The organism is Pseudomonas fluorescens (assembly GCF_902497625.1).
In the GTDB taxonomy this organism is placed as follows: Bacteria; Pseudomonadota; Gammaproteobacteria; order Pseudomonadales; family Pseudomonadaceae; genus Aquipseudomonas; species Aquipseudomonas fluorescens_BQ.
Genome location: NZ_CABVGX010000050.1, coordinates 18132 through 42196, shown reverse-complemented (window position 1 = coordinate 42196; position 24065 = coordinate 18132). Strand labels below are relative to the sequence as shown.

Genomic DNA, 24065 nt, shown 5'->3' with positions numbered 1-24065 from the left:
GCGCTGGCCCTCGCCAGCGAACGCCCGGCCTGGAAGGTTACGGCGGTTGATCGCGTGCTCGAAGCTGTGGCCCTGGCCGAGCGCAACCGCGCGCGCCTGCACCTGAAAAATGCCACGGTGCTCAGCAGCCATTGGTTCAGCGCGCTCGCGGGGCAGCGCTTCAACCTGATCATCAGCAATCCGCCCTATATTGCCTCTTCCGATCCGCATCTGGCTGAAGGCGATGTGCGTTTTGAGCCCGAGAGTGCATTGGTAGCTGGCGTCGATGGACTCGACGATTTGCGTCTGATCGTCGCGCAGGCGCCGCAATATCTTGAGGCGGGTGGCTGGTTGATGCTCGAACACGGCTACGATCAAGCCGACGCAGTGCGCGATTTACTGCTGACCCAAGCTTTCGAAGAAGTCCACAGCCGCACCGACCTGGGCGGCCACCAACGCATCAGTCTGGGACGTCTGCCGTGCTGAATGATCAGGAATTGTTGCGTTACAGTCGGCAGATTCTGCTGCAGCACGTCGACATCGAAGGGCAACTGCGATTGAAAGACAGCCGCGTATTGATCGTCGGCCTCGGCGGTCTTGGTTCGCCGGTCGCGTTGTATCTCGCGGCTGCTGGCGTCGGTGAATTGCATTTGGCCGACTTCGACACGGTCGACCTGACCAATCTGCAACGCCAGATCATCCATGACACGGACAGTGTTGGCGTGAGCAAGGTCGATTCGGCGATCCGCCGTTTGCGCGCCATCAATCCCGAAATCAAGCTGGTCGCCCATCGCGCAGCGCTGGACGAAGATTCCCTCGCTGCGGCGGTCGCTGCGGTCGAACTGGTGCTGGACTGCTCGGATAACTTCTCCACGCGCGAAGCCGTCAACGCTGCGTGTGTTGCTGGCTGCAAGCCTTTGGTCAGCGGTGCGGCGATTCGCCTCGAAGGTCAGCTGTCGGTGTTTGACCCGCGACGACCGGACAGTCCTTGCTACCATTGTTTATACGGCCACGGCAGCGAAGCCGAACTGACCTGCAGTGAGGCCGGCGTTATTGGGCCACTCGTGGGCCTGGTCGGCAGTCTCCAGGCTCTGGAAGCGTTGAAGCTTCTGGCTGGTTTTGGCGAACCGCTGGTGGGACGGCTGTTGTTGATCGACGCGTTGGGCTCGCGCTTCCGCGAGTTGCGGGTCAAGCGTGATCCGGGTTGCAGTATCTGTGGGCCGATACATGCGTGAAGCGCCCATCGGCGTGTTCGATTCCGGGGTCGGTGGCTTGTCGGTGCTCGGTGAGATCCAGCGCCTGCTACCCAATGAGTCTTTGTTATACGTTGCCGATTGCGGCAACGTTCCCTACGGGGAGAAAACCCCGGAATTCATCCGTCAGCGTTGCAGCGTGATCGCCGGTTTTTTTCGCCAGCAGGGGGCGAAGGCGCTGGTGCTGGCCTGCAATACTGCGACTGTCGCGGGCGTCGCCGATCTGCGCCTCGATTATCCGCAATGGCCCATTGTCGGCATGGAACCGGCAGTAAAACCTGCTGCCGCCGCGACTCGCAGCGGCGTGGTTGGGGTGTTGGCCACCACCGGTACCTTGCAGAGCGCAAAATTTGCGGCATTGCTCGATCGCTTTGCCACCGATGTGCGAGTGATCACCCAGCCTTGTCCGGGCCTGGTCGAGCTGATTGAAAACGGTGACCTGCAGAGCGCGGCCTTGCGTCAGTTGCTGGAACGCTATGTGCAGCCGCTGATCGCCGCCGGATGCGACACGATTATTCTCGGCTGCACGCATTATCCGTTTTTAAGGCCTATGCTCAGGGAGATGCTTGCGGATGACATCAGTCTGATCGATACCGGTGCCGCAGTTGCACGGCAACTTCAACGGCTACTGGCGGCGCGTGAACTGTTGGCGAAGGGGCCGGCACGTGATGCGCAATTCTGGTCCAGTGCCGACCCTGAGCATTTTCGGAACATCCTTCCTATGCTTTGGCAATCGCCAGGCATTGTGAGATGCTTCGAATTGTAAAAAAAATGTGAAATAACGTCTGAACGGGCTGAACTTCTGCTTAAACGTCGATTTCTATAGCTTGTCTGTTGAGTGACCAAAAACCATACGAATTTTATTCGGAAAAGGATGTTTCAAGTGAAGCGACTATTCTGCTTGGCCGCGATTGCGGCCGCAATGATGGGGCACACCTACACCGCGCAGGCGGCAGGTGTGGAGTTTGGGGTTGGCGCGACCAGCGATTCGACCATGACCTATCGGCTGGGTATGCAGTTCGATTGGGACAAGAGCTGGCTGCAAAGTGACGTCGGCCGCGTGACCGGTTACTGGAGCGGCGCTTACACCTACTGGGAAGGTGACGAGACCTCCAGCAACAACAGTCTGTCGTTTTCTCCGGTCTTTGTGTACGAGTTTGCAGGGGAAAACGTGAAGCCTTATGTCGAGGCCGGTATTGGAGTGGCTTTCTTCTCCAACACTGAATATGAAAGCAACAACATTGGCAGTTCTTTCCAGTTTGAAGACCGTATCGGTTTCGGCTTGCGCTTCAAGGGCGGGCATGAAGTCGGGATCCGTGCCACGCACTATTCCAACGCCGGTCTGAGCAGTGATAACGATGGTGTGGAAAGCTACGCGCTGCATTACACGATGCCGCTGTAACTGGATCACCCTGTGGGAGTGAGGTGGCTCGCGGTGGCGGTTCTACATTCAACATAAGTGTTAAATGACCGTCCGCTATCGCGAGCAAGCTCGCTCCCACATTGAATTTTCAGCACTGCAGCTTTCAGCGGTACGCGGTTGTAATGCCCTGGCGCTCTTCAAGGCATTCGGGGGCGCCCATCTCGAACTCTCTGCAAATCAGCGGACGCTTTTCGTAGATCGTGCACATCATGCTGTCGCGATCCAGTGCGGCACACCAGCCGTCGTCCAGACGTAGCATGACTTCCCCACCCCAATCATCGGTATCGATGAATCGTTCGGGCACGCCCGTGTCCGTGATCAGCATGACCTCGAGCTGACAACAGCAGGCGGCGCAGGTCGAGCACGTGACCACGGGCTCGACGATTTGCGTATGGGCGATGGTTTTCATGGGGCGCAGTGTAAGGCAAACGGCCTGTTGCTGTGTGAAAGGCCTCACAGGCGTTCAAGGCAGCGAGGTCACGGTCGAACCATGATGGGTGGGTACAGGGACACTATGCGCATGCCAATGGCCCGCCGCAGCGGGTTGGAAACGTTACACTGTCTCAATTCAATCGCGCTCACCTGTGGCAGGTTGTCGCGAAGGCAGGTTCTTGAACGCCGCCAAAGCCCGCGCGCGGGATGAACCAATGTTGACAATGGGCGATGGGTAATCCGCCACGCCAAACAGACCGCCGAGATTGCCCGGGTTGTGCACGTCCTTTTTATTCAGCGCGGCGAGTTCCGGTAGCCAGTGTTTGATGAATACGCCCTCGCTATCGAACTTTTCCGACTGACTGAGCGGATTGAAGATGCGGAAATACGGTGACGAATCGGTACCGGTGGATGAACTCCATTGCCAGCCGCCGTTGTTCGCCGCCAGGTCGCCATCAATCAAGTGGCGCATGAAAAACCGCTCGCCTTCACGCCAGTCGATCAGCAGATTTTTGGTTAGAAACATTGCCACCACCATGCGCAGGCGATTGTGCATCCAGCCGGTGTCGAGCAGCTGGCGCATGGCGGCATCGATGATCGGCAGGCCGGTGCGCGCTTGCTGCCAGGCGAGCAGCTCGTCCGGTGCGTGGCGCCAGGCCAGCGCTTCAGTTTCCGGGCGGAAAGTGCGGTGGCGAGAAACCCGTGGGTAGCCCACCAGGATATGTTTATAAAACTCCCGCCACAGCAGTTCGTTAATCCAGGTGACCGTGCCGACCTTGCCGCTTTCGAATTCGCCCTGATTGCTTTGCAATGCCGCATGCAGACACTGACGAGGCGAGACCACTCCGGCTGCAAGGTAAGCCGACAACTGACTGGTACCGGGTTTTGCAGGAAAATCGCGTTCGTTTTTGTAATAGTCGATCTGGGCATCCGTGAAGGTGTCGAGGCGAAGGCGCGCTTGCGCTTCGCCGGCTGGCCAGAGTGCAATCAAATGGTCACCCGGCGTTTCGAACCCTTCGATTCGCGAAGGGATTTTATCGCTGGAAATCTTCAATGGTGCCTGAGCGCAAGGTGCGGCAACGAGACTGGGCAAGGATCGGTGCAGGCGTTCATAACAGACTTTGCGGAACTGGCTGAAGACCTGGAAGTAAGTGCCGGTTTTGGTCAGCACGCTGCCCGGTTTGAACAACAGTTGATCCAGATAGCTGATGAAATGCACGCCAACTGCGCTTAATGACTCGGCCACAGCGGTATCACGGCGGGTTTCATTGATGCCATATTCTTCGTTGACGTGTACAGCCTCGATCATCAACTCCTGGCAAAGCTGCAGCAACACCGCGGGTGCTTGTTCCCAGCGTGAAGCCTGGCGGATCAGTAGCGGGATATTCAGTGCGCCCAGCGTTGCGCTCAAGTCAGCGAGGTTGCGTAGCCAGAAATCCACCTTGCACGGCGCGTCGTCGTGTTCTTGCCATTGCTCCGGGCTTGTCAGGTAAACCGCAACGCACGGCCCGCGAGCCGCCGCAGCCGAAAGGGCGGTGTTGTCGTTCAAGCGCAAGTCACTGCGCAGCCAGATCAATTGCAAGGGGAACTCCGCAGAATTTGTTGCGAGCACCATCAGATCAGCCCCCGCTGGGCAAGCACCTGATGGGCTGCTAAAGGGTCTTCAGCCAGATACAGGTCAGCCGTCTTGCATGCCTGTGCGGACAACTCGGCGTTATGGATGCACACTGCGGGCCCGGCAATTATTTTTGAGCAACCGACGCCATGTAACAGTTTTGCAAGATGCGCAATATTGAGCGCCTTGCTCGAATAGAGAAGCACGCCGCGGGCTTTCAGGTGATCTGCCGCCAGCGCGAGCTCGCCGGCGGGCAGTGGCCAGTCAAACACCTCCACCGGGCAATCGGCGCTGCTGATCAGCCATGCGGTAAGCCACAAATTAGGCTCCAGCGGCAGGTCGGATTGATTGATCAGCAGAAACGGCGCAGTGCGTAACTGACGGTTGTTATGGTAGATACGTGCGCCGAATTTGCTGCGCAGCCAGGAAAAAAAGAATCCCCGTTCCATCTGTGCACCGAACTGCCCTTGCCAGCGTTGCTCAAGATCACTGAGCAATGGCATCAGCAGTTGTTCGCACAAGGTTCGTGGCGGATACAGCGCCATGGCCTGATTGACGGTGTCATCAAGCGAGCGCTCGTTCAGTTGGGTGATGGCTTGCAGAAGTGGCTGGCGCAATAGCTGCCAGTCATTCTCGACCGTTCCGTTGAAGGCTTGCGGGGTGTCAAGAAGCTGTTTCACCTGGCTGACTGCAACCCCACGATTAAGCCAGGTGAGAATGGTCAGGATGCGTTGCACGTGTTCAGCGCTGAACAGGCGATGCCCTTTGGGCGTTCGTTGCGGCACGATCAATCCGTAACGGCGCTCCCAGGCGCGCAAGGTGACAGCGTTGACACCGGTCTGGCGCGACACTTCGCGAATGGGCAGCCAGCCTTCGTCGAGGGCTTTCTTGAAGTCCACGCCGAGGTCTTCGGCTGCGCTGGTATCGAGTGAGGTTTTCATCAAATCGCGTTTCGCAGGCTGAGGTTTTCCGGGTGCGGTTGCAGGTAAACCTGTTGCGCGATATACGGATCGGGGTGTTGCCGAAAGTGGTGCTTGAGCAAGGTCAGCGGCACTATCAGCGGCACGATGCCTTGACGATACTGGCCGATCACATGCTGCATTTCCTGTTTGTCCTCGGCGCTGATCGCTTGTTTCAGATAGCCGCTGATGTGTTGAAGCACGTTCGTATGGGTACGGCGCGTCGCGCAAGTTTTCAATGCCGCCATCAGCTCGCTGAAATAGTGTGGGCCCAGTGCTTGCGGATCGGTCTGGCCCATGTTGCCCAGCAGGTTGCCCAGGGTTTTGTAATGCACCGGACTGTGCGCCATCAGCAGGTATTTATAGCGTGCGTGAAATTGCGTCAGGCCATGGCGAGTCAAGCCTGTCTGCAGCAGCCGCTGCCAGGCGCTGTAGGCGAACACTCGGGTGAGGAAATTCTCCCGCAAGACTGGGTCATTGAGCCGGCCATCTTCTTCCACCGGCAAATCCGGATGCCGCTCGCAGAACGCCTGGGCATAGATACCGCGTCCGCCACCGTCCACGGGCGCGCCGTTGGCGTGATAGACCTTGACCCGTTCGAGCCCGCAGGACGGCGATTTCTGCATGAAAATGTAGCCGCAGATATCATCCAGTTCCGCAGCCATCTGCTGCCCGTACGCAGCCAATGGCTGGGTGACGTCTATATCGGCGTGGACGGTACCGATGGCGTGCGGATGATCGGGGTTGCCGACCAGACGGATGGGTTCGCGAGGAATGCCCAGGCCGATAGCCACTTCAGGGCAGACCGGGACGAAATCGAAATATTCAGTAAGAGTGCGACTGCACAACCGCGATTCCTTGTGCCCACCGTTAAAGCGCACTTCGGCACCCATCAGACAAGCGCTGATCGCAATTTTAGGTTTCGCGGCGGAGTGGGGCATCGGAGCACCTCGAATCGTTTGTACAGATTTAAATACCTGTACAAGAGTGCTTAATCATAGATTCAAAGGTGTACAAGTCAAATTGTTTGTATAGGTTTATGCGCTGACGACTGCCCGCTCACCTGCAAACCCATCGTCGTAGGAGCCGGCTTGCTGGCGATAAAACGAAGACGCGGTAACCCTGATAAAACGCGCTGTCTGCTTCGCCAGCAAGCCGGCTCCTGCAGGGGTTTAATTCCAGCCAAGGGACCACGTACCGTCGTTTTTCAAGGTTTGCCAGGCAAGTCGTTCACTGCGCTTGGTCAGCACGGCCTGCAATTCGACGTCCACCACCGTGCCATCTTCGTTGCGAAACAGTTCGGTCACCAGAAAATGCTTTTCACGATGTTGCGGGTGGGCTGCTGTCCACTTCGACAGCAGCAGTTTGTCTGGGTTGATGCGGTTCACTGCAAGTGCTCGTGCAGACGACGAGCAGCTTCCTGGCCACTGAGCCAGGCACCCTCGACGCGACCCGACAAGCACCAGTCGCCGCAGGCATACAAACCCAGATCGGCATCGGCCAGGGCTCCCCATTCATGACTACTGGCTGGGCGCGCGTAGAGCCAGCGGTGAGCGAGGCTGAACGTCGGTGCGGGCATGGCGTCGTGTAGAAGTTCGGCGAAGGCGCCGTGCAATTGCTCGATCACCGCTTCCCTGGAGAGGTCGATATGCTGACGGCTCCAGGCGCTGGTGGCGTGCAGTACCCAGGTGTCCAGTGTTGTGTCGCGCCCGGGTTTGCTGCGATTACGGGCCAGCCAGTCGAGCGGGCTGTCCTGCACGAAACAACCTTCCATGGGGGTATCCAACGGTGTGTCGAACGCCAGTGCTACGGCCCAGGTCGGGTCCATTTTTACCCCGGCGGCAGCACCGGCCAGTTTGGGCGCACCGGCCAGCAAGGCAGTGGCTTGTGGCGCCGGCGTTGCAATGACGACATGACTGAAGGGGCCATGGGTGAAGCCCTCGGCATCCTGCAGGTGCCAATAGTCTTCACCGCGATAGACCTCGGTGATCCGACAGGCGAATTGCACTTCCAGATCGCCCAGCAAGCCTCGGGTGATTGCGCTCATGCGCGGCGTACCGACCCAGCGCGTCTGTTCGTCCGGTGACAGGCTGAGTTGACCGCCGTGGAAGGTGTACAGCTGCGGCGTCCATTCGGCGACCCAGCCGCGTGTTTGCCAGCGCGAGACTTCGGTGACGAAACGCCGGTCGCGCGCGGTGAAATACTGCGCGCCCATGTCCAGCGCACCCGCATCGCTGCGTTTGCTCGACATGCGTCCGCCGCTGCCGCGGCTTTTATCGAAAAGTTGAACGACATGCCCGGCGTCCGTAAGAGCCTGAGCGGCTGAGAGTCCGGCGATGCCGGTGCCGATGATTGCGATAGGTACAGTCATAGGGGCCTCGTTTACCTTTCTGTACAGACTACGCCGTGGATGAAACCTGTACAATATTGTTTTTTGGTATAACTTTTAACGTTCTCGTTCTGACAGCTTGGCCTATTGTTAATCTCAGAGCCTGCCCGATACCAAAGATCCCTGCTTATAAAAATAGACTAGTGATCTCGGTAAAACGCCACGCGAGGAAGAAGTCATGCACATATTGCTGACCGGCGGTACTGGTTTGATAGGACGTCAGCTTTGCAAACACTGGCTGAGTCAGGGCCATCGGTTGACGGTGCTGAGCCGGACACCGGAGAAAGTCGCGTCCATTTGCGGTGCCGGAGTGCGCGGTATTGCACTGTTCGAAGACATTGGTCAGGACACGCTGGATGCCATCGTCAATCTCGCTGGCGCACCTATTGCGGACCGTCCGTGGACCACCCGGCGCAAAGCCCTGCTCTGGAGCAGTCGCATCACACTGACCGAGACGATGCTCGCCTGGCTCGAACGACGCGCGCAAAAACCCCAAGTGTTGATCTCTGGTTCGGCGATTGGCTGGTATGGCGATGGCGGCGAGCGTGAGTTGACCGAAGAATCACCGCCGGTGATTGATGATTTCGCCAGTCAGCTATGCATTGCCTGGGAAGAAACCGCGCAACGCGCTGAAGCCATGGGCATTCGCGTGGTGCTGGTGCGTACCGGGTTGGTGCTGTCGGCCGAAGGCGGCTTTTTGTCGCGGCTGTTACTGCCGTTCAAAATGGGCATGGGCGGGCCGTTGGGCAATGGTCGGCAGTGGATGCCGTGGGTTCATATCAAGGATCAAGTCGCCTTGATTGATTTTCTGCTGCAGCGAAATGCCGCCAGCGGTCCTTATAATGCCTGCGCGCCAAACCCGGTGCGTAATCGCGATTTCGCCAAGACCCTGGGCGCTGTGTTGCACCGTCCGACGTTCATGCCGATGCCGACGCTGGCATTGAAAGTGTGTCTGGGCGAGATGTCACTGCTCTTGCTCGGCGGCCAGAAAGCTACGCCGGCTCGCTTGCTGGAAGCGGGGTTCACATTCCAGTTCACCGATTTGCGCGCGGCCCTGGACGATTTGTCCGGCCGCCTTTGAAATAGGATGTTGCATGACCGATCACGCATTGCTGCTGGTTAACCTGGGCTCACCTGCCTCCACGTCGGTGGCGGACGTGCGCAGTTACCTCAATCAATTTCTGATGGATCCCTATGTGATCGACCTGCCGTGGCCGGTGCGCCGCTTGCTGGTGTCGCTGATCCTGATCAAACGTCCGGAGCAGTCGGCCCACGCCTACGCCTCAATCTGGTGGGAGGAGGGGTCGCCACTGGTGGTGCTCAGCCGTCGCTTGCAGCACGCGATGACGTCGCAGTGGACTCACGGGCCCGTGGAGTTGGCGATGCGCTACGGCGAGCCGTCTATCGAAACGAAGCTGCTGCAACTGGTTGCGCAGGGGCACAAGAGAATCACCCTCGCGCCCTTGTATCCGCAGTTTGCCGACAGCACGGTGACCACTGTCATCGAAGAAGCGCGGCGAGTGGTGCGCGAGAAAAATCTCGATGTGCAGTTCTCGATTCTTCAGCCGTTCTACGATCAGCCGGAATATCTTGATGCACTGGTCGCCAGCGCGAGACCGCATTTGCAGCAGGATTACGATCATTTGCTGTTGAGCTTTCACGGCCTGCCGGAGCGCCACCTGACCAAGCTGGATCCGACCGGGCAGCATTGCTTCAAAACCGAGGATTGCTGCAAAAACGCACCGCCGCAGGTGCTTGCCACCTGTTACCGCGCGCAATGCCTGCGTACTGCCTCGGAGTTCGCCAAGCGCATGGGCTTGCCGGACGGTAAATGGTCGGTGTCGTTTCAGTCGCGCCTGGGGCGGGCGAAGTGGATCGAACCTTACACCGAAGCGCGCCTTGATGAACTGGCGGGGATGGGCGTGAGAAAAGTCCTGGTGATGTGCCCGGCGTTTGTCGCCGATTGCATTGAGACGCTGGAAGAAATTGGCGATCGCGGCAAAGAGCAGTTTATTGAGGCGGGGGGCGAGGAATTGATTCTGGTGCCGTGTCTCAACGATGACCCGCAGTGGGCGAAAGCGCTGAGCACATTGTGCGAAAGGGCGCCGTTGGCGCTGTAAGAGCATCGCGAGCAGGCTCACTCCTACATAAGATTTCGGTGTGCACACTAAGATCAAATGTAGGCGTGAGCCTGCTCGCGATAGCTATCTAACTGATTGCGCCTATCTAAAGCATTACAACAACGGGTCTTCCGGCTTCTTGTGCTTCCAGCCATCATTGCCTGGTAGCAAAAGATTCAGCGCAATCGCCGTCACGGCGCACAGTGCAATTCCCTTCAGGCCCCAGTCGTCCGGGCCGGTACCCGTGCCGACCAGCACGCCGCCGATACCGAATACCAACGTCACCGAGACAATCACCAGATTGCGCGCCTCGCCCAGATCGATCTTGTGGCGGATCAGCGTGTTCATGCCCACCGCCGCAATCGAGCCGAACAACAGGCACAGAATCCCGCCCATCACCGGCACAGGGATGCTCTGCAGCAACGCACCGAACTTGCCGACGAACGCCAGGCTGATGGCGAAAATCGCTGCCCAGGTCATGATCTTCGGGTTGTAGTTCTTGGTCAGCATCACCGCGCCGGTGACTTCGGCGTACGTCGTGTTGGGCGGACCGCCGAACAGGCCAGCCGCCGTGGTGGCGACGCCGTCACCGAGCAAGGTGCGATGCAGGCCTGGCTTCTTCAGGTAATCGCGACCGGTCACGCTGCCGACAGCGATCACTCCGCCGATATGCTCGATCGCTGGGGCCAGGGCCACTGGCACGATGAACAGAATCGCCTGCCAGTTGAATTCCGGCGCAGTGAAGGCCGGAATGGCGAACCACGGTGCAGCAGCGATTTTCGCAGTGTCGACGACACCGAAGTAAAAGGCCATCGCAAACCCGACGAGTACGCCAGAAATGATCGGCACCAGGCGGAAAATGCCTTTGCCGAATACCGCCACTATCAGCGTGGTCAGCAACGCCGGCATCGAAATCAGCATGGCGGTCTGATAATGAATCAGCTCGGTCCCGTCGCCGGCCTTGCCCATCGCCATGTTCGCGGCAATTGGCGCCATGGCCAGACCGATCGATATGATCACCGGCCCGATCACCACCGGTGGCAGCAAGCGGTCGATGAAACCGGTGCCTTTGATCTTCACGGCCAGGCCAAGAAAGGTGTAGACGAATCCGGCCGCCATTACTCCGCCCATAGTCGCTGCGAGACCGAACTGGCCCTTGGCGAGAATGATCGGGGTGATGAAGGCAAAGCTGGACGCCAGGAATACCGGCACCTGACGGCCGGTGATGATCTGGAACAGAATCGTCCCCAGGCCTGCGGTAAACAGCGCCACGTTAGGATCGAGGCCGGTAATCAGCGGCATCAACACCAGGGCGCCGAACGCCACGAACAGCATCTGCGCACCAGACAGCACCGTGCGCCAGAGCGGATCGTTGAACTCATCCTGCATGTTCAAGCGTCCTTCTGCTTGGTGCCGAAGATCTTGTCACCGGCGTCGCCCAGGCCTGGAATGATGTAACCGTGTTCGTTGAGGCGTTCATCAATGGAGGCGGTGTAAATGGTCACGTCCGGGTGAGCCTTCTCCACAGCGGCAATGCCTTCCGGCGCGGCGACCAGCACCATCGCGCGAATATCGCGGCAACCGGCCTTTTTCAGCAGGTCGATGGTGGCAACCATGGAGCTGCCGGTGGCGAGCATCGGGTCAATGATCATCGCCAGACGTTCGTTGATTTCCGGGACCAGTTTTTCCAGATAGGTGTGGGCCTGCAGCGTTTCTTCATTACGGGCGACACCCACGGCGCTGACTTTGGCGCCGGGGATCAGGCTGAGTACGCCTTCGAGCATGCCGATACCGGCGCGCAAAATCGGCACCACGGTAATTTTCTTGCCGGCGATTTTCTCGACCGACACAGTGCCGGCCCAACCTTCGATATCGTAGGTTTCGAGCGGCAGGTCTTTGGTGGCTTCGTAAGTGAGCAGGGCTCCGACTTCCTGAGCGAGCTCACGGAAATTCTTGGTGCTGATGTCTGCACGGCGCATCAGGCCAAGTTTATGACGGATCAGCGGGTGGCGGATCTCGAGGATGGGCATGGGAAAGGCTCCGGCGGCGGGCAAAAAAACCGGCCTAGATTAATCTATCCGAGGGTGTTGTCCTATAGACACAGAGTACGTTAGTCCACAAAGCCTTGATCTGACCGCGCGGGATGCGTACCTTTGCCCGCTTTTCCTGATTCCTCAACCCCGGAGAGCGCCATGTCCGCTGATCTCGAGCATATCCGTCAAATCATGCGAGAGGCTGACTGCCTGTACACCGAAGCTGAAGTCGAGGCGGCCATCGCCCGCGTCGGTGCGCACATCAACGAACAACTGGCTGACAGTAATCCGGTGGTCTTCTGTGTGATGAACGGCGGCCTGATTTTCGCTGGCAAGCTGCTGACGCATCTGCATTTCCCGCTGGAAGCGTCTTACCTGCACGCGACCCGTTATCGCAACGAAACCAGTGGCGGCGACCTGTTCTGGAAAGCCAAGCCGGAAGTTTCGTTCATTGATCGCGACGTGCTGATCATCGACGACATCCTCGACGAAGGTCACACACTCGGCGCTATCATCGACTTCTGCAAACACGCCGGTGCGCGCAAAGTTCACACCGCCGTGCTGATCGACAAGGACCACGAGCGCAAGGCGCGCCCGGACCTCAAGGCCGATTTCGTCGGGTTGCCGTGCATCGACCGCTACATCTTCGGTTATGGCATGGACTACAAAGGCTACTGGCGTAACGCCAACGGCATTTTCGCCGTTAAAGGAATGTAAAAAAATGACCGTGCCGAGCTTTCTTGATCAAACCCTGTTCAGCGAATTGGCCGAGAAAGCGACGGCCAGTCCTCGTGGGCGTCAGCACCACAATTTTCATCAGATGGACGACGCCTGTCATCGCATGGCGGTAGGGCTGCAACCCAGCACCTACATTCCGCCGCACCGGCATTTGGGCGAGCACAAGGCTGAAACCTTGCTGGTGGTCAAAGGCCGACTGGGTTTGTTGATTTTCGACGAGTCCGGCGCGGTGGTTAACCAGCAGATCCTGCAAGCCGGTGGCGATTGTATTGGAGTTGACCTGCCGACCGGTGTGTTCCACGGTCTGGTAGTGCTCGAGGCTGACACCGTCATGTTCGAATGCAAGGCCGGGCCTTACCGACCGGTGGGTGAGGGTGAACTTGCAGATTGGGCGCCGTGTGAAGGCCAGCCGGGCGTTGAGGAGTATCAAGCCTGGATGCGTGCTCAGTTCGACTGACCATCACCGGTGTAGCAGCTGGCGCAGCCTGCGTCCGGCTGCGCCGCTGTCGTAAACCTTGAATGCCCGATTGACCTGAGTGACCGCATTGCCTGATTTCACGACGGCTGCGCCGCCGGACGCAGGCTGCGCCAGCTGCTACAGTGCTCAGCTTCTTGTCGGGAGCCTTTCATGAGTCTGTTGATCCGCAGCTGCGCCGCCTTGTTGTTCACCCTCAGTCTGCCACTGGCCGCCGCGCCCGCGCCAATGCACGCGCAGTTTCTGCCGCCGGATGACCTGACCCTGCGCGATGCCGATCCTGAGCAGCAACAGCTGCTGCAGGTCACCGAATATTCGGTGGTGGTCGGCAGTCAGCGCCAGTCAAATCAGCAGCCCATCCCGGTCACGTCGCCGATGCTGATTCGCCTCAAGGGCAAATCCCTGAACAAAGGCGCGACCATCAACCAGGTGCTGATCAATTTCGATGGCGAAAGCAAAAGCCTGAAGAAGCCGGTTTATGACGACAAGAGCAAAACCCTGACGTTGAACTACCCGATGGCGCAATACCGCGTGGTCATGGATCTGTTGCGCAACGGCACGGTGTACTGCCAGTTTCTCAGCTACGCCAACGGCCATGTCTGGGCCGATCTGCACACCGGCAGCGTTCGTCCGCGTTGAGCCTGGCGGCCAGTGAGGGGTAAACTGCCCGCCCCGTGAAATGTCTGCGAGCTGGAGTCGGCAATGCGTAAAGATAAGAAGCAAGTGATTGGTGACGAGATCGGCGATGAGCAGATCAAGTTGTTCCTCGAGTTCGAGCCGGTCGATGCCACTTCACCGTCGCTGCACAAATTGATCAAGGCTTATCGTGGCCTGCGTATCGATGATTTCGGGCGTTTTCTGACGTTCTTCGTCGATGCCGGTTACGACCTGGATGGCAAGGATGAGCACGGTAATGATTTTGTTGCGGTGATCAAGGATCAGCGCAATGCGGCCGAGTACATCGAGCTGATTGCCAAGGCTCGCGTTTAAGATCCAAAGATCGCAGCCTCGCTTCACTCGACAGCTGCTACAGATGGTTGTGTGACCCCTGTAGCAGCTGTCGAGTGAAACGAGGCTGCGATCTTGTACAGGCACAAAAAAAACGCCCCGCTCTCAAGGAGAACGGGGCGTTTTTTTATGCGGCAGAATCAAGCGAAACTTGGGGTTTCGCTGCTTTCTTCAACCAGTTCCAGAGCGATGTTGTTCTGCGTGTTGATCTTGCGATAAAGCGCAGCATCGGTTTCCAGAACCTTTTCCCGCGCCGGGAAGATTTCCGCCAGCTTGGTTGCCCACTCGCCGGATGTCTTGGCCGGGAAGCATTTCTCGATCAGCTCGAGCATGATCGAAACCGTCACCGAAGCGCCTGGAGAGGCGCCGAGCAGCGCGGCCAGCGTACCGTCCTTCGCAGCGACCAGTTCGGTACCGAACTGCAAGATGCCACCTTTTTTCGGGTCTTTCTTGATGATCTGCACCCGTTGGCCAGCCACTTCAAGGCGCCAGTCTTCGGCTTTCGCCTGCGGGTAAAAACGACGCAGGGAATCGAGGCGCTGCTCCATCGACTGCATCACTTCGCTGACCAGGTACTTGGTCAGGTCCATGTTGTTTTTCGCCACGGCCAGCATCGGTCCGATGTTGCCGGCGCGAACCGACATCGGCAGGTCCATGAACGAACCGTGCTTGAGGAACTTGGTGGTGAAACCGGCGTAAGGCCCGAACAGCAGCGACTTCTTGCCATCCACCACACGGGTGTCGAGGTGCGGCACCGACATGGGCGGCGAACCGACCGCTGCCTGGCTGTACACCTTGGCCTGGTGATGTTTGACCACGTCCGGATTGTCGCAGCGCAGCCACTGGCCACTGATCGGGAAGCCGCCGAAGCCTTTGCTTTCTTCGATGCCCGACGCCTGCAACAGCGGCAGTGCCGCACCGCCTGCGCCGAGGAAAACGAATTTGGCGTCGACTTCACGGCTGTTGCCGCTGTTGACGTCCTTGATGCTGACAGTCCAGCCGCTGCCGTTACGCTTGAGGCCGGTCACGCGCTTGCAGTACTTGACCTGGGCATCGGGTGCGCTGGTCAGGTGCTTGAGCAATTGGTTGGTCAGGGCGCCAAAGTTGACGTCGGTGCCGTTGATCACGCGGGTGGCGGCCAACACTTCGTCAGCCGGACGGCCCGGCATCATCAGCGGCATCCATTCGGCCATCGTGGCCTTGTCTTCGGTGTATTCCATGTCGGCGAAGGCGTGGTGCTTGCTCAGCACCTCGAAGCGTTCCTTGAGGAAGGACACGCCGCTGTCGCCCTGCACGAAGCTCAGGTGCGGCACCGGGCTGATGAAGGATTTGCACGAGCCGAAGGTGCCTTTTTTGGTCAGGTACGACCAGAACTGCTTTGACACCTCAAACTGGGTGTTGATGTGCACGGCTTTCTTGATGTCGACGCTGCCGTCGGCGGCCTGCGGCGTGTAGTTGAGCTCACACAGCCCGGCGTGACCGGTGCCGGCGTTGTTCCACGGATTGGAACTCTCCGCCGCACCGGAATCCATCAGCTCGACGACTTCCAGCTTGATCGCGGGGTCGAGCTCTTTGAGCAGTACAGCCAGGGTGGCACTCATGATGCCCGCCCCAACCAGTACTACGTCGACTGCTTCGTTATGCGCCATTTAACGCGTCTCCAAAATCTGCAGCACCAAATTGTCGGCATGGCTGCCAGGGGTTTCGGGGCGTGTCAGTGAAGCCCCAGGTCCCGTGGCGGTGATGCCATGTCCGAATCTTCGCAATTCATCGCAACTTCGACGGACGCTACCGGCCGGGTCAATGAGGTCCATGAACTCATTTCAACGCGCGGCTGGCAATTCGACTTATGGTCGAGTCATCCGTTTGTGCAACCAAATCCGTAGCGGACAGGCTTCAGGCTCCGGTGTTCGAGGAGTACTCGGTCCTGTGTCGTTGGGCTGTTTCAGACGCTAATGGTGCATGTTCAGACGCAAAACTATTCATTTGCTCGCCACACTCTTGTGAAGTTGTGAAAACCCGTTTTTTTCACGCTCTTTTGAAGACGTGAACCTCAAAAAAGGGCTGTCCAGGCTTGGCACTGTGCCCGAGTGAATCGCCGGCATGGATGGCATGACAGGCAAAAACGGGCAAACAAGCTCAGTAACCGAGCGGAATGACAGCTCTGCAGATTCGCGCAAAGTGGGGGTTTTGCCAGAGGAACAGCAAGCGCGCCAGCTTCACTCGATCTGTGTGGGCGGCTCTCTGTGGGCGGTACAAGGTGCCAATGCAAGCGCATTGACGATGTCGCGAGGCCCGATCAGGAGACGTCCTTATAATCGGGGGGAGATTGTAACGAAGAAACGCGGGGAAATGGACGTGTTTAATGACTTTTATTAAGCGTCTGGTCAGGTGGTCAACAGATGTTGCACGCGTGAGCGTTGCCGACGCGGGCTGACGCGGGCGCTGGGCGGCAACGCCTGGTGCAGCCAGTTGAGGCGGATTTCTTCGATTTCGACCCAGCCATCGCCCATCGGCTGGAGGCTGCATTGCTTGAAAGCCTGGCAGTGACCGTTGCGGTCGAGCAGGGCGAAGCAGCGATGCAGCGGGCGTGGCGCGAACAGCGAGATGAGATAGCGCATGGCGAAATACCGTGTGAGGGTGATTGCTGTGAAGAGTGACAGCGACCCGTGACGCGACCATGTATGAGTGATGACATCTGTGTGACAGGAACCGCCATCGGCCGGCTTTGTCAGAGTTTTCAGCAATCGTTGAGAGACGCTAGTTCGCGACGATGGCGCACCGCTATACTGCCGGCCTGTTAGTGCCTGATTCTGGAGAGATGAGCATGTTGCAACGCCTGTTGTTCGGTTTGATCACTGTGACCGCTTTGACCCTCGCCGGCTGCGCCCACAGCCCGCAACAACTGAATCCCGAGCCGAAGCTGAACGCGCAGCTTGCGCCGGTAGGTCGTGGTCAGCCAGTGGTGGTGAGAGTGGTCGACGGTCGTCCTTCGCCAACCCTGGGCACCCGCGGTGGCATGTACCCGGAAACCAGCGCGATCACGGTGCAGGGTGCTCAGATCCTGCCGAAACTGCAGGCGCAAGCCGAAGCAGCTGTGCGCCTGCTGGGCTTCACGCCGACATCCAATGCGATGAACGCGCCGCAATTGACCGTGACCCTCGCCGAGCTGAAATATCAGTCCCCGAAGGAAGGCATGTACGTGACTGAAGCGACCATTGGCGCGACATTCCGCTCCGATGTGCAGAACGCCAATCGCCGTTACAGCGGCCGTTACGGCGCGTCGCTGGACCAGCGTTTCGGCATGGCGCCAAACCAGGAAACCAACACCAAGCTGGTGAGTGATGTCTTGAGCGACGCGCTGACCCGCTTGTTCAAGGACCCGACAGTAGGTCAGGTGCTCGCCGAGTAATGCGAGGCCCGTAGGAGCTGCCGAAGGCTTCGATCTTTTGATCCTGGCCTTCGCGCTTACTGCCCGCCCTGCATCAGGTTCAAAAGATCGCAGCCTGCGGCAGCTCCTACAGGGGCGTTTTTCAAGCGGCCTGCGAGTAGAAATCGAGGACGCTGACTCCGGTCAGCAAATCCATCTCCGGCAAATCCGCATGCTGGTGACCGCCCAATGCGCAGTACACCAGCCAGTTGCGATCCTGAACATTGAAGGCAAGGCTGCCAACCAACGCCTGTTGCTCGTCATTTTGTGCGATGAGGTAAAGGCGGTCCTGGTTTTCGGCGTGCAGCATGGTGATGTCCGTGTCGTTTTCGAGGGGCGCCAGACTGGCTCACTCAGATGACGGTGCCGTGACACAGAGCAACACTCTGTCGGATGTTTCGCTTTTTTTTGTCGGAAAGGCACGGCATCTGGAGATGCTTTAGGTAGAATCCGCGCCGCTGTCGCCGGCCTGGCGACCGTCACTCAGGTTTTGCCGAGGTTTGAGATGTCGCTGCACTTGATCACGCTGTTTACTGCCCATCCCGCCAAATTGATCAACCTGCTCGCCCTGTTCCTGGCGTTTCCCGGCAGCTGGTTGCTGCATGCCACGCGTCAACGTGAGCAGCGCGCACTGGCCAGCCTTCAGGCCCAGCGTCATAGTCGGCCCAGTGAAGAGCCCGTGCTCGACTGGGCGACGCTGCGCATGAACCGGTTTTTTTACCGTTTCGGCTTCGCCTGCCTGGGCGTGGCGCTGCTGGTGTCGTGGATCAGCACCCGGGTCTGAAGCACTGACACATCATCAGATGGTGAGGAGGGGATGTGGTGCAGACAGACAAAACGGCGCCTCAAGGGCGCCGTTGCAGTGTCGCGGCAATTACAGCGCCATCCCCGCCTTCACCCGATACTGATTGCGCACCGGCGTCGCGTATTGCTGCACCATGAACGGCCGATGTTCCGACGGGCATTCAGCCAGACGACGCTGCCATTCTTCCTGCGCCCTGGCCAGTTCGTCCGCCTCGAACACCTCGGCGGCCAGTGGCACCAGCAATTGCGGGTCGGCATCTTTCCACTGCTCGTAAGCCAGGTAATGCACCGGGAACAGGCGATATCCGCCGAGGATCTTCTTGTCCATTTCGATCGCCAGCAATTTGGTGTCTTCGAACAGTTCAGTGATCGGCGCTGCAAAGTTCACATGCACGCGACCCTTGTAGCCGGTGATGCCCTTGGCGATGCTCACATCGTCTTCACCCGGCACTTTGCAGTAAGTGCCTGTGGTGGCGCGGATATACAACTCGCGGGCTTTGGCCTGATCGCACGGGTCATACTCATAGCTGATCGACACCGGGGTCACGTTCAGCGAACGAATGACTTCGCCAAATGGCTCATCCTTGCGGCTCATGTGGAACATTTTGAGGATCGCCGACTCGGTGCGGTCGTCGCCGTCTTTGGCGCGGCCTTCAGCCTGGGCGATCCAGATCGAGGCGCAGTCGTTGCGGATCGAGTGGTTGATGTATGCCGACAGCAACTGGTAAGCCGCCATTTTCTCCCGTCGACCGCTGATGGAACGGTGCACGATGAAGCTCTTGTTCAGGCGCATCAAGTCGCTGACGAAGGGCTTTTGCAACAGGTTGTCACCGATCGCGATACGCGGAGTCGGCAAACCGGCGTGGTACACGGCATAGTTGACAAAGGCCGGGTCCATCACGATGTCGCGGTGGTTGGCGATGAACAGGTAGGCACTGCCGGTCTTGAATTGTTCGACGCCGGTATAGGTCACGCCGTCGGTGGCGCGTTCAATGGTGTGGTCGACGTAATATTCGACTTTGTCCTGCAGAGACGCCACCGAAGTGATGCCGGCAAACTCACGGCGCAGCTTATGGGCTATAAGGGGTTTGAGCATCCAGCCGAAAGCACCGGCATAACGCGGGAAGCGGAAGTGGATGAGGATGTCTAGAAATGCCTTGTCGCCGAGCAGCCGGTTCAATACCGCTGGGACTTCGCTGTCGTCGTAAGGTCGGATGGCATCAAATTCGCCCATCATGCTCTCTTGTTAGAAACGGCTAGGGTAAGTAAAGGTTTTTGATCGAAAACCAACAGGGCACGGTCTGAAAAGTGGGCCAGACAAAAATAGCCCTGCAAATAGACCGGCGATTATACGCACAAGTCACCTGGGAGACCGCGATGCTGGAAACTGCGCATTATGAATGTCCATATTGTGGTGAAGGGGTTGATACGTCTGTTGACCTGTCGGGGGGTGATCAGACCTACATCGAAGACTGCCAGGTGTGCTGTCAGCCGATAACGTTTGTATTGCAAGTGCACGGTGAGGAATGGCATCTCGAAGTTCGCAGCCAGAACGAATAGAAGGGGAGCTTGATGCAGCGAATCTACGAACCGGAAAACCTGATGGAAGGCGAGCTGCTGCAAGGGATGCTCGCCAGCGAGGGCATCGAGGCGCATCTCGCCGGGCGAGACTTAGTGGGAGGCACGGGTGAACTGCCGATATTCGGTCTGTTGGGTTTGTCGGTGAATAACGACCAGGCTGAGTACGCTCGTGAACTGATCACTGCGTACAATGCCGCGCTGCCGCTGCCCGGGGAAGAACCGGACAGCTTTCCCGGCACGCTGGTCTGTTAGGCTGACGTTCGTTTTATCAAGAGTCGTGTTGCCCCATGTGTGGACGTTATGCCCTGTTTCGCTGGAACCCCGCCTTCGCGGCCCTGCCTGGCTTCCCCGCCGATCAGCAGGCCCAGTGGAACATTTCCCCCAACGATTCGGTGTTGATGCTGCGTGCCGGTACTGGCGGTCAGCGCGAGTTGGCCCGCGCCCGGTGGGGGCTGACACCGCCATGGTTGACCGATCTTTCCCGTACCCCGGCCCATGCCCGTGCCGAAACCGTCGCTGAACAGCCAATGTTCCGCCAGGCATTGCGCGAACGCCGCTGCCTGCTACCGGCCAATGGTTTTTACGAATGGCGCGGCACTGCGCGCAAACGTCCTTACTGGCTGACACCGGGGGAGGGCTCGACGCTGTTTTTTGCGGCTATCTGGGAAGCCTATCCAGTGCAGGAACAGGTGTGGCTGAGCACGGCGGTGATCACCCAGGCCGCCTCGAATCAGCGGCGACCGCTGATTCTGGATGACGCCGGGCAGCAAGCGTGGCTCGACCCGCAAACGCCCCTGCATACCTTGCAAGCCTTGCTGTTTGGCGAACCCGCCGCGTTGCGCGAGCGGGTGCTGGCCAATCTGGTGAATGATCCGAAGCTCAACGGGCCGGAGTGTCTGACGCCCGGCTGATGCTGTTCAACGAAATATTTCGCGGAACGCAAGGGAGCTTTATCTGAAATGCGCGTCTGTATGTCTGTTGTATCTGGCGCCAATATCATTCCGCGCCTAGGATACCCGGCACGTTTTCAGGGAGTTTTTTTGATGAACAAGCGATTGGTTTTGTGTGCACTGAGCGCAAGTCTGCTGCTCGCCGGCTGTCAGTCGGTGAACACCACCAGCGGCGGCGCCGTCGGCGTTGAGCGCAAACAGTACATGTTCAGCATGTTGTCCACGGATGAGGTCAACCAGATGTACGCCCAGTCTTATCAAAAGACCGTCGGCGAAGCGACCAGCCAGGGCGTGCTGGACAAGACCAGCACCGATGCCAAGCGCATTCAGGCAATCTCCAATCGATTGATTGCCCAGGCGCCGATTTTCCGGCCGGACTCGGCCCAGTGGAAATGGGAAGTCAACCTGATCAAGAGTGACGAACTCAATGCCAACTGCGGGCCTGGCGGCAAGATCATTTTCTACACCGGTCTGATCGACAGCCTGAAGCTGACCGATGACGAGATCGCTGCGATCCTCGGCCACGAAATCGCCCACGCCCTGCGCGAGCACGGTCGCGAAGCCATGTCCAAAGCTTACGGTATTGAAATGGCCAAGCAGGGCGCCGGGGCCTTGTTCGGTCTGGGCCAGGACAGCCTGGCCCTGGCAGACACCGTGGCCAACTACGGCATGACCTTGCCGAACAGCCGCTCCAATGAAAACGAAGCGGACCTGATCGGCCTGGAACTGGCTGCACGCGCCGGCTATAACCCGAACGCTGCCATCACCCTGTGGAACAAGATGGCCAAGGCCTCTGAAGGTTCGCCGCCGGAGTTCATGAGTACTCACCCGGCGTCGAGCAGTCGCATTGCCTCGCTGCAGGCAGCCATCCCGAAAGTGATGCCGTTGTACGAGAAAGCGCCGAAGTCCTGATGCTGATGGGCCAGGGCTACTGACCGTTTCGCGAGCGGGCTCGCTCCCACAGGTTTGAATGCTTTCCTTGTGGGAGCGAGCCTGCTCGCGAAGAACGATTACGCAATCTTTCCGACCTGACGTATCAAACCCACCCGCTGCTTTGCATCGCCTTGTACACCGCGACCAGTGCCAGTATCAGAAACGCTGACGCCGCCAATCGACGAATCAGCGTCAGGGGCAATTTGTCCGCCGCGAAGTTACCCGCCAGCACTACCGGCACGTTGGCAATCAGCATGCCGACCGTCGTGCCGATAATCACCAGCCATAGATCCGGATATTGCGCGGCGAGCATCACGGTCGCGATCTGGGTCTTGTCGCCAATTTCAGCCAGGAAGAATGCGATCAGCGTCGTCAGGAACGGCCCGAACTTGCGCGCGCTGCTGGCTTCATCGTCATCCATCTTGTCCGGCACCAGGGTCCACAATGCCGTCGCGGCAAAACTGATCGCCAGAATCCAGTGCAGCATCACGCTCGAGAAAAACCCACCGACCCAGGCGCCGACCGCGCCGGCAGCCGCATGGTTGGCCAGGGTCGCGGCGACGATGCCGGCGATGATGGGCCAAGGTTTGCGAAAGCGTGCCGCGAGAATGAGCGCGAGCAGTTGCGTCTTGTCGCCGATTTCGGCCAAGGCAACGACAGCGGTGGGGACGAGTAGAGAATCCAGCATCAGGGTTTTCCTAAGGGGCGGGTCGACACGGCTATGACACGTACGACCTCCCCGCCCCGGGTAAGGTGTTCGTGTCATAGGTCTTGTCAAACCCTGCGAACCGTCTGATGCGGACGCTGGGGTCGCATACGCCATGGTCTGTTGACCAAGTATGTTGACGTATGCCGGACGAGCATGGCGCTCGTGGGAGACTACTCCCCTAGGACGGAGCGGATTCTGCCTAGGCGCTCCCTGTTAGGCAAGCACTTATTTTCAGGCGCGTTTAGCACGGTAGATTCGAAAACCCTGCCCTTCAGCCTTGATTGCGCAGATGCCCAAGTGCTCTTCAATCAGCGGTTGATACCTGAGAAAGCTATTCGCGACCAGCCGAAGTTCCCCACCGTTTTTCAGATGTTTAGCCGCTTTTCGCAGCAAGTTCTCAGTGGCGAAATAATCGGTGTGGACGCCCACATGGAACGGCGGGTTACTCAAAATTGCACTCAAGCCCATCGGCGCAGAGTCGATTCCGTCGCCGGTAATCACCTCCGCTTCCAGGCCATTTGCAGCCAGCGTCAAACGGCTGCTGGCGGCAGCAAAAGCATCCACATCGAGCAATGTCACCTGGTTATGCGGGTAGCGCCGTTTAACTGCCGCACCCAAAACCCCAGCGCCACAACCAAAGTCGAGCAGGTGGCCACTGGGCAATTTGTCCAGATGATCGAGCAACAATGCGCTGCCCCGATCTAGGCGGCCATGACTGAATACCCCAGGCAAACTGATGACGGTCAGCGGACCTTCGGCCAGCGGCAACTCGTAAGTCTGAGCCAGGCTTTCCAGGGATTTCGCCTGTGGCGCGTCGGCCACCGTGACTTGCCAAAGCTGGCAATGACGCGCGCTGTCGAGCTTGCGCGGCTTGCCGAACTGGCTCAACTGCCTGGCCGCGCCTTCGATGCCGCTGCGTTTTTCTCCGACCAGGTAGAGCTCGCGACCGGCCAGCCGCGAGGCGAGGGCGTTGAGAATGTAGTCGGTGAGGTCCTTGGATTTCGGTAGAAAGACCACGGCGCTGTCGAACTCGCGCTCGGGGGCGGTCACGCCGAAATGACTGCGCTCGGTGAACCGGGCGTCCAGCGCCGCTTGATCGCCGGCATGCCAGCACCAACCATGCGCATCGGGCAGGCGCCCAAGCAAATCGTCGGCGGGTAGGCCCGCCAACAACACCGAACCTTGAAATAACCCGGCCTGACGAAGCAGTACTTCACTGCGCGGATCCATACTC

The 24065-nt window shown here is 58.7% G+C and carries 30 protein-coding genes and 1 riboswitch; of the genes, 16 read left to right on the top strand and 14 right to left on the bottom strand.

The window, feature by feature from the left end; genetic code table 11:
- From F8N12_RS23425 to F8N12_RS23410, 4 genes are all read left to right on the top strand, one after another.
- Positions 1–465, top strand: a 465-nt coding sequence (locus tag F8N12_RS23425) for a HemK/PrmC family methyltransferase (RefSeq protein ID WP_150582487.1), incomplete at its 5' end; no start/stop codon positions are given.
- A complete protein-coding gene (locus tag F8N12_RS23420; RefSeq protein WP_150582486.1) occupies positions 459–1214 on the top strand; it encodes a molybdopterin-synthase adenylyltransferase MoeB in 756 nt (251 codons plus the stop codon). The genes F8N12_RS23425 and F8N12_RS23420, both read left to right, overlap by 7 nt.
- Positions 1207–1998, top strand: a complete 792-nt coding sequence (murI, locus tag F8N12_RS23415; protein ID WP_150582485.1) for a glutamate racemase — start codon at positions 1207–1209, stop codon at positions 1996–1998. The genes F8N12_RS23420 and murI overlap by 8 nt, the downstream gene beginning before the upstream one ends.
- Positions 1999–2115: 117 nt before the next feature.
- Positions 2116–2634, top strand: coding sequence for an acyloxyacyl hydrolase (locus F8N12_RS23410; RefSeq protein ID WP_150582484.1), 519 nt, complete (start codon positions 2116–2118; stop codon positions 2632–2634).
- Between the two features lie 124 nt (positions 2635–2758).
- Here F8N12_RS23410 and F8N12_RS23400 read toward each other — a convergent pair whose 3' ends face one another.
- From F8N12_RS23400 to F8N12_RS23375, 6 genes are all read right to left on the bottom strand, one after another.
- Positions 2759–3064 (bottom strand): YkgJ family cysteine cluster protein, encoded by a 306-nt coding sequence (locus tag F8N12_RS23400; protein ID WP_150582483.1) that lies wholly within the window; start codon positions 3062–3064, stop codon positions 2759–2761.
- A 159-nt stretch (positions 3065–3223) separates the two neighbouring features.
- Positions 3224–4669: a deoxyribodipyrimidine photo-lyase gene (phrB, locus tag F8N12_RS23395; RefSeq protein WP_150582482.1), complete on the bottom strand. Its 1446-nt coding sequence runs from the start codon at positions 4667–4669 to the stop codon at positions 3224–3226.
- A gap of 32 nt (positions 4670–4701) precedes the next feature.
- Positions 4702–5643, bottom strand: coding sequence for a MerR family transcriptional regulator (locus tag F8N12_RS23390; protein WP_150582481.1), 942 nt, complete (start codon positions 5641–5643; stop codon positions 4702–4704).
- Positions 5643–6602, bottom strand: a complete 960-nt coding sequence (locus F8N12_RS23385) for a YbgA family protein (RefSeq protein WP_150582480.1) — start codon at positions 6600–6602, stop codon at positions 5643–5645. The genes F8N12_RS23390 and F8N12_RS23385 overlap by 1 nt, the downstream gene beginning before the upstream one ends.
- 231 nt (positions 6603–6833) lie before the next feature.
- On the bottom strand, positions 6834–7049 hold the full coding sequence (locus tag F8N12_RS23380) for a TIGR02450 family Trp-rich protein (RefSeq protein WP_150582479.1): 216 nt from the start codon (positions 7047–7049) through the stop codon (positions 6834–6836).
- Positions 7046–8032, bottom strand: a complete 987-nt coding sequence (locus F8N12_RS23375; RefSeq protein ID WP_150582478.1) for an NAD(P)/FAD-dependent oxidoreductase — start codon at positions 8030–8032, stop codon at positions 7046–7048. Before F8N12_RS23375 ends, F8N12_RS23380 begins: the two co-directional genes overlap by 4 nt.
- A 196-nt stretch (positions 8033–8228) precedes the next feature.
- Between F8N12_RS23375 and F8N12_RS23370 the strand changes: the two genes are divergently transcribed.
- Positions 8229–9131 carry a TIGR01777 family oxidoreductase gene (locus F8N12_RS23370; RefSeq protein ID WP_150582477.1) on the top strand — a complete coding sequence of 301 codons (903 nt, stop codon included), beginning with the start codon at positions 8229–8231 and terminating at the stop codon, positions 9129–9131.
- Positions 9132–9144: 13 nt separating this feature from the next.
- Entirely contained in the window at positions 9145–10170 is a 1026-nt protein-coding gene (hemH, locus tag F8N12_RS23365; protein ID WP_150582476.1) for a ferrochelatase, read from the top strand.
- Positions 10171–10284: 114 nt separating this feature from the next.
- On the opposite strand, the gene F8N12_RS23360 is transcribed toward hemH, so the two are convergent.
- Both F8N12_RS23360 and upp read right to left on the bottom strand, forming a co-directional pair.
- Positions 10285–11559, bottom strand: a complete 1275-nt coding sequence (locus F8N12_RS23360) for a uracil-xanthine permease family protein (protein ID WP_150582475.1) — start codon at positions 11557–11559, stop codon at positions 10285–10287.
- Positions 11560–11561: 2 nt separating this feature from the next.
- Positions 11562–12200 (bottom strand): uracil phosphoribosyltransferase, encoded by a 639-nt coding sequence (gene upp, locus F8N12_RS23355; RefSeq protein ID WP_150582474.1) that lies wholly within the window; start codon positions 12198–12200, stop codon positions 11562–11564.
- A 162-nt stretch (positions 12201–12362) separates the two neighbouring features.
- Here upp and F8N12_RS23350 point away from each other — a divergent pair, with 162 nt between their 5' ends.
- The 4 genes from F8N12_RS23350 (at position 12363) to F8N12_RS23335 (ending at position 14406) form a co-directional block, all read left to right on the top strand.
- Positions 12363–12920 carry a hypoxanthine-guanine phosphoribosyltransferase gene (locus tag F8N12_RS23350; protein WP_150582473.1) on the top strand — a complete coding sequence of 186 codons (558 nt, stop codon included), beginning with the start codon at positions 12363–12365 and terminating at the stop codon, positions 12918–12920.
- Between the two features lie 4 nt (positions 12921–12924).
- Positions 12925–13398 (top strand): WbuC family cupin fold metalloprotein, encoded by a 474-nt coding sequence (locus F8N12_RS23345; protein ID WP_150582472.1) that lies wholly within the window; start codon positions 12925–12927, stop codon positions 13396–13398.
- Between the two features lie 171 nt (positions 13399–13569).
- Positions 13570–14055 (top strand): hypothetical protein, encoded by a 486-nt coding sequence (locus tag F8N12_RS23340; protein ID WP_150582471.1) that lies wholly within the window; start codon positions 13570–13572, stop codon positions 14053–14055.
- A gap of 63 nt (positions 14056–14118) precedes the next feature.
- Positions 14119–14406: a PA4642 family protein gene (locus F8N12_RS23335; protein ID WP_150582470.1), complete on the top strand. Its 288-nt coding sequence runs from the start codon at positions 14119–14121 to the stop codon at positions 14404–14406.
- 158 nt (positions 14407–14564) lie between these two features.
- Here F8N12_RS23335 and mqo read toward each other — a convergent pair whose 3' ends face one another.
- Positions 14565–16073 (bottom strand): malate dehydrogenase (quinone), encoded by a 1509-nt coding sequence (gene mqo, locus F8N12_RS23330; RefSeq protein ID WP_150582469.1) that lies wholly within the window; start codon positions 16071–16073, stop codon positions 14565–14567.
- Between the two features lie 738 nt (positions 16074–16811).
- Complete coding sequence (locus F8N12_RS23325; protein ID WP_150582468.1) at positions 16812–17045, bottom strand: hypothetical protein; 234 nt, start codon at positions 17043–17045, stop codon at positions 16812–16814.
- 206 nt (positions 17046–17251) lie between these two features.
- Between F8N12_RS23325 and F8N12_RS23320 the strand changes: the two genes are divergently transcribed.
- Positions 17252–17836: a YajG family lipoprotein gene (locus F8N12_RS23320; RefSeq protein WP_150582467.1), complete on the top strand. Its 585-nt coding sequence runs from the start codon at positions 17252–17254 to the stop codon at positions 17834–17836.
- Positions 17837–17957: 121 nt separating this feature from the next.
- Here F8N12_RS23320 and F8N12_RS23315 read toward each other — a convergent pair whose 3' ends face one another.
- A complete protein-coding gene (locus tag F8N12_RS23315; protein WP_028622678.1) occupies positions 17958–18164 on the bottom strand; it encodes a hypothetical protein in 207 nt (68 codons plus the stop codon).
- Between the two features lie 195 nt (positions 18165–18359).
- Here F8N12_RS23315 and F8N12_RS23310 point away from each other — a divergent pair, with 195 nt between their 5' ends.
- Complete coding sequence (locus tag F8N12_RS23310) at positions 18360–18638, top strand: hypothetical protein (protein WP_150582466.1); 279 nt, start codon at positions 18360–18362, stop codon at positions 18636–18638.
- 90 nt (positions 18639–18728) lie between these two features.
- Here F8N12_RS23310 and F8N12_RS23305 read toward each other — a convergent pair whose 3' ends face one another.
- Positions 18729–19892 (bottom strand): 1-acyl-sn-glycerol-3-phosphate acyltransferase, encoded by a 1164-nt coding sequence (locus F8N12_RS23305; protein ID WP_191623210.1) that lies wholly within the window; start codon positions 19890–19892, stop codon positions 18729–18731.
- A gap of 143 nt (positions 19893–20035) precedes the next feature.
- Here F8N12_RS23305 and F8N12_RS23300 point away from each other — a divergent pair, with 143 nt between their 5' ends.
- From F8N12_RS23300 to F8N12_RS23285, 4 genes are all read left to right on the top strand, one after another.
- On the top strand, positions 20036–20218 hold the full coding sequence (locus F8N12_RS23300; RefSeq protein ID WP_150582464.1) for a CPXCG motif-containing cysteine-rich protein: 183 nt from the start codon (positions 20036–20038) through the stop codon (positions 20216–20218).
- A 12-nt stretch (positions 20219–20230) separates the two neighbouring features.
- Positions 20231–20491, top strand: a complete 261-nt coding sequence (locus tag F8N12_RS23295; RefSeq protein WP_150582463.1) for a putative signal transducing protein — start codon at positions 20231–20233, stop codon at positions 20489–20491.
- A gap of 35 nt (positions 20492–20526) precedes the next feature.
- The gene (locus F8N12_RS23290) at positions 20527–21150 is read left to right on the top strand and encodes an SOS response-associated peptidase (RefSeq protein ID WP_150582462.1); all 624 of its coding nucleotides are present in this window, start codon (positions 20527–20529) and stop codon (positions 21148–21150) included.
- Between the two features lie 132 nt (positions 21151–21282).
- Positions 21283–22101, top strand: a complete 819-nt coding sequence (locus tag F8N12_RS23285) for a M48 family metallopeptidase (protein ID WP_150582461.1) — start codon at positions 21283–21285, stop codon at positions 22099–22101.
- A gap of 124 nt (positions 22102–22225) precedes the next feature.
- On the opposite strand, the gene F8N12_RS23280 is transcribed toward F8N12_RS23285, so the two are convergent.
- Both F8N12_RS23280 and F8N12_RS23275 read right to left on the bottom strand, forming a co-directional pair.
- Positions 22226–22810: a TMEM165/GDT1 family protein gene (locus tag F8N12_RS23280; protein WP_150582460.1), complete on the bottom strand. Its 585-nt coding sequence runs from the start codon at positions 22808–22810 to the stop codon at positions 22226–22228.
- Between the two features lie 75 nt (positions 22811–22885).
- Positions 22886–23022: riboswitch (yybP-ykoY riboswitch) on the bottom strand.
- A gap of 40 nt (positions 23023–23062) precedes the next feature.
- Entirely contained in the window at positions 23063–24061 is a 999-nt protein-coding gene (locus F8N12_RS23275) for a class I SAM-dependent methyltransferase (protein ID WP_150582459.1), read from the bottom strand.
- Between the last annotated feature and the right edge of the window lie 4 nt (positions 24062–24065).

Excerpts from the sequence above, each read along its gene's own strand:
- hemH (WP_150582476.1), top strand. The coding sequence starts at position 9,145 with ATGACCGATCACGCATTGCTGCTGGTTAACCTGGGCTCACCTGCCTCC.
- F8N12_RS23400 (WP_150582483.1), bottom strand. The coding sequence starts at position 3,064 with ATGAAAACCATCGCCCATACGCAAATCGTCGAGCCCGTGGTCACGTGC.
- F8N12_RS23370 (WP_150582477.1), top strand. The coding sequence starts at position 8,229 with ATGCACATATTGCTGACCGGCGGTACTGGTTTGATAGGACGTCAGCTT.
- F8N12_RS23350 (WP_150582473.1), top strand. The coding sequence starts at position 12,363 with ATGTCCGCTGATCTCGAGCATATCCGTCAAATCATGCGAGAGGCTGAC.
- F8N12_RS23320 (WP_150582467.1), top strand. The coding sequence starts at position 17,252 with ATGTTGCAACGCCTGTTGTTCGGTTTGATCACTGTGACCGCTTTGACC.
- mqo (WP_150582469.1), bottom strand. The coding sequence starts at position 16,073 with ATGGCGCATAACGAAGCAGTCGACGTAGTACTGGTTGGGGCGGGCATC.
- F8N12_RS23335 (WP_150582470.1), top strand. The coding sequence starts at position 14,119 with ATGCGTAAAGATAAGAAGCAAGTGATTGGTGACGAGATCGGCGATGAG.
- F8N12_RS23285 (WP_150582461.1), top strand. The coding sequence starts at position 21,283 with ATGAACAAGCGATTGGTTTTGTGTGCACTGAGCGCAAGTCTGCTGCTC.
- F8N12_RS23300 (WP_150582464.1), top strand. The coding sequence starts at position 20,036 with ATGCTGGAAACTGCGCATTATGAATGTCCATATTGTGGTGAAGGGGTT.
- F8N12_RS23345 (WP_150582472.1), top strand. The coding sequence starts at position 12,925 with ATGACCGTGCCGAGCTTTCTTGATCAAACCCTGTTCAGCGAATTGGCC.
- F8N12_RS23325 (WP_150582468.1), bottom strand. The coding sequence starts at position 17,045 with ATGCGCTATCTCATCTCGCTGTTCGCGCCACGCCCGCTGCATCGCTGC.
- F8N12_RS23375 (WP_150582478.1), bottom strand. The coding sequence starts at position 8,032 with ATGACTGTACCTATCGCAATCATCGGCACCGGCATCGCCGGACTCTCA.
- F8N12_RS23310 (WP_150582466.1), top strand. The coding sequence starts at position 18,360 with ATGTCGCTGCACTTGATCACGCTGTTTACTGCCCATCCCGCCAAATTG.
- F8N12_RS23360 (WP_150582475.1), bottom strand. The coding sequence starts at position 11,559 with ATGCAGGATGAGTTCAACGATCCGCTCTGGCGCACGGTGCTGTCTGGT.
- F8N12_RS23275 (WP_150582459.1), bottom strand. The coding sequence starts at position 24,061 with ATGGATCCGCGCAGTGAAGTACTGCTTCGTCAGGCCGGGTTATTTCAA.
- F8N12_RS23390 (WP_150582481.1), bottom strand. The coding sequence starts at position 5,643 with ATGAAAACCTCACTCGATACCAGCGCAGCCGAAGACCTCGGCGTGGAC.
- murI (WP_150582485.1), top strand. The coding sequence starts at position 1,207 with ATGCGTGAAGCGCCCATCGGCGTGTTCGATTCCGGGGTCGGTGGCTTG.
- upp (WP_150582474.1), bottom strand. The coding sequence starts at position 12,200 with ATGCCCATCCTCGAGATCCGCCACCCGCTGATCCGTCATAAACTTGGC.
- F8N12_RS23305 (WP_191623210.1), bottom strand. The coding sequence starts at position 19,892 with ATGGGCGAATTTGATGCCATCCGACCTTACGACGACAGCGAAGTCCCA.
- F8N12_RS23280 (WP_150582460.1), bottom strand. The coding sequence starts at position 22,810 with ATGCTGGATTCTCTACTCGTCCCCACCGCTGTCGTTGCCTTGGCCGAA.
- F8N12_RS23340 (WP_150582471.1), top strand. The coding sequence starts at position 13,570 with ATGAGTCTGTTGATCCGCAGCTGCGCCGCCTTGTTGTTCACCCTCAGT.
- F8N12_RS23315 (WP_028622678.1), bottom strand. The coding sequence starts at position 18,164 with ATGCTGCACGCCGAAAACCAGGACCGCCTTTACCTCATCGCACAAAAT.
- F8N12_RS23295 (WP_150582463.1), top strand. The coding sequence starts at position 20,231 with ATGCAGCGAATCTACGAACCGGAAAACCTGATGGAAGGCGAGCTGCTG.
- F8N12_RS23385 (WP_150582480.1), bottom strand. The coding sequence starts at position 6,602 with ATGCCCCACTCCGCCGCGAAACCTAAAATTGCGATCAGCGCTTGTCTG.
- F8N12_RS23290 (WP_150582462.1), top strand. The coding sequence starts at position 20,527 with ATGTGTGGACGTTATGCCCTGTTTCGCTGGAACCCCGCCTTCGCGGCC.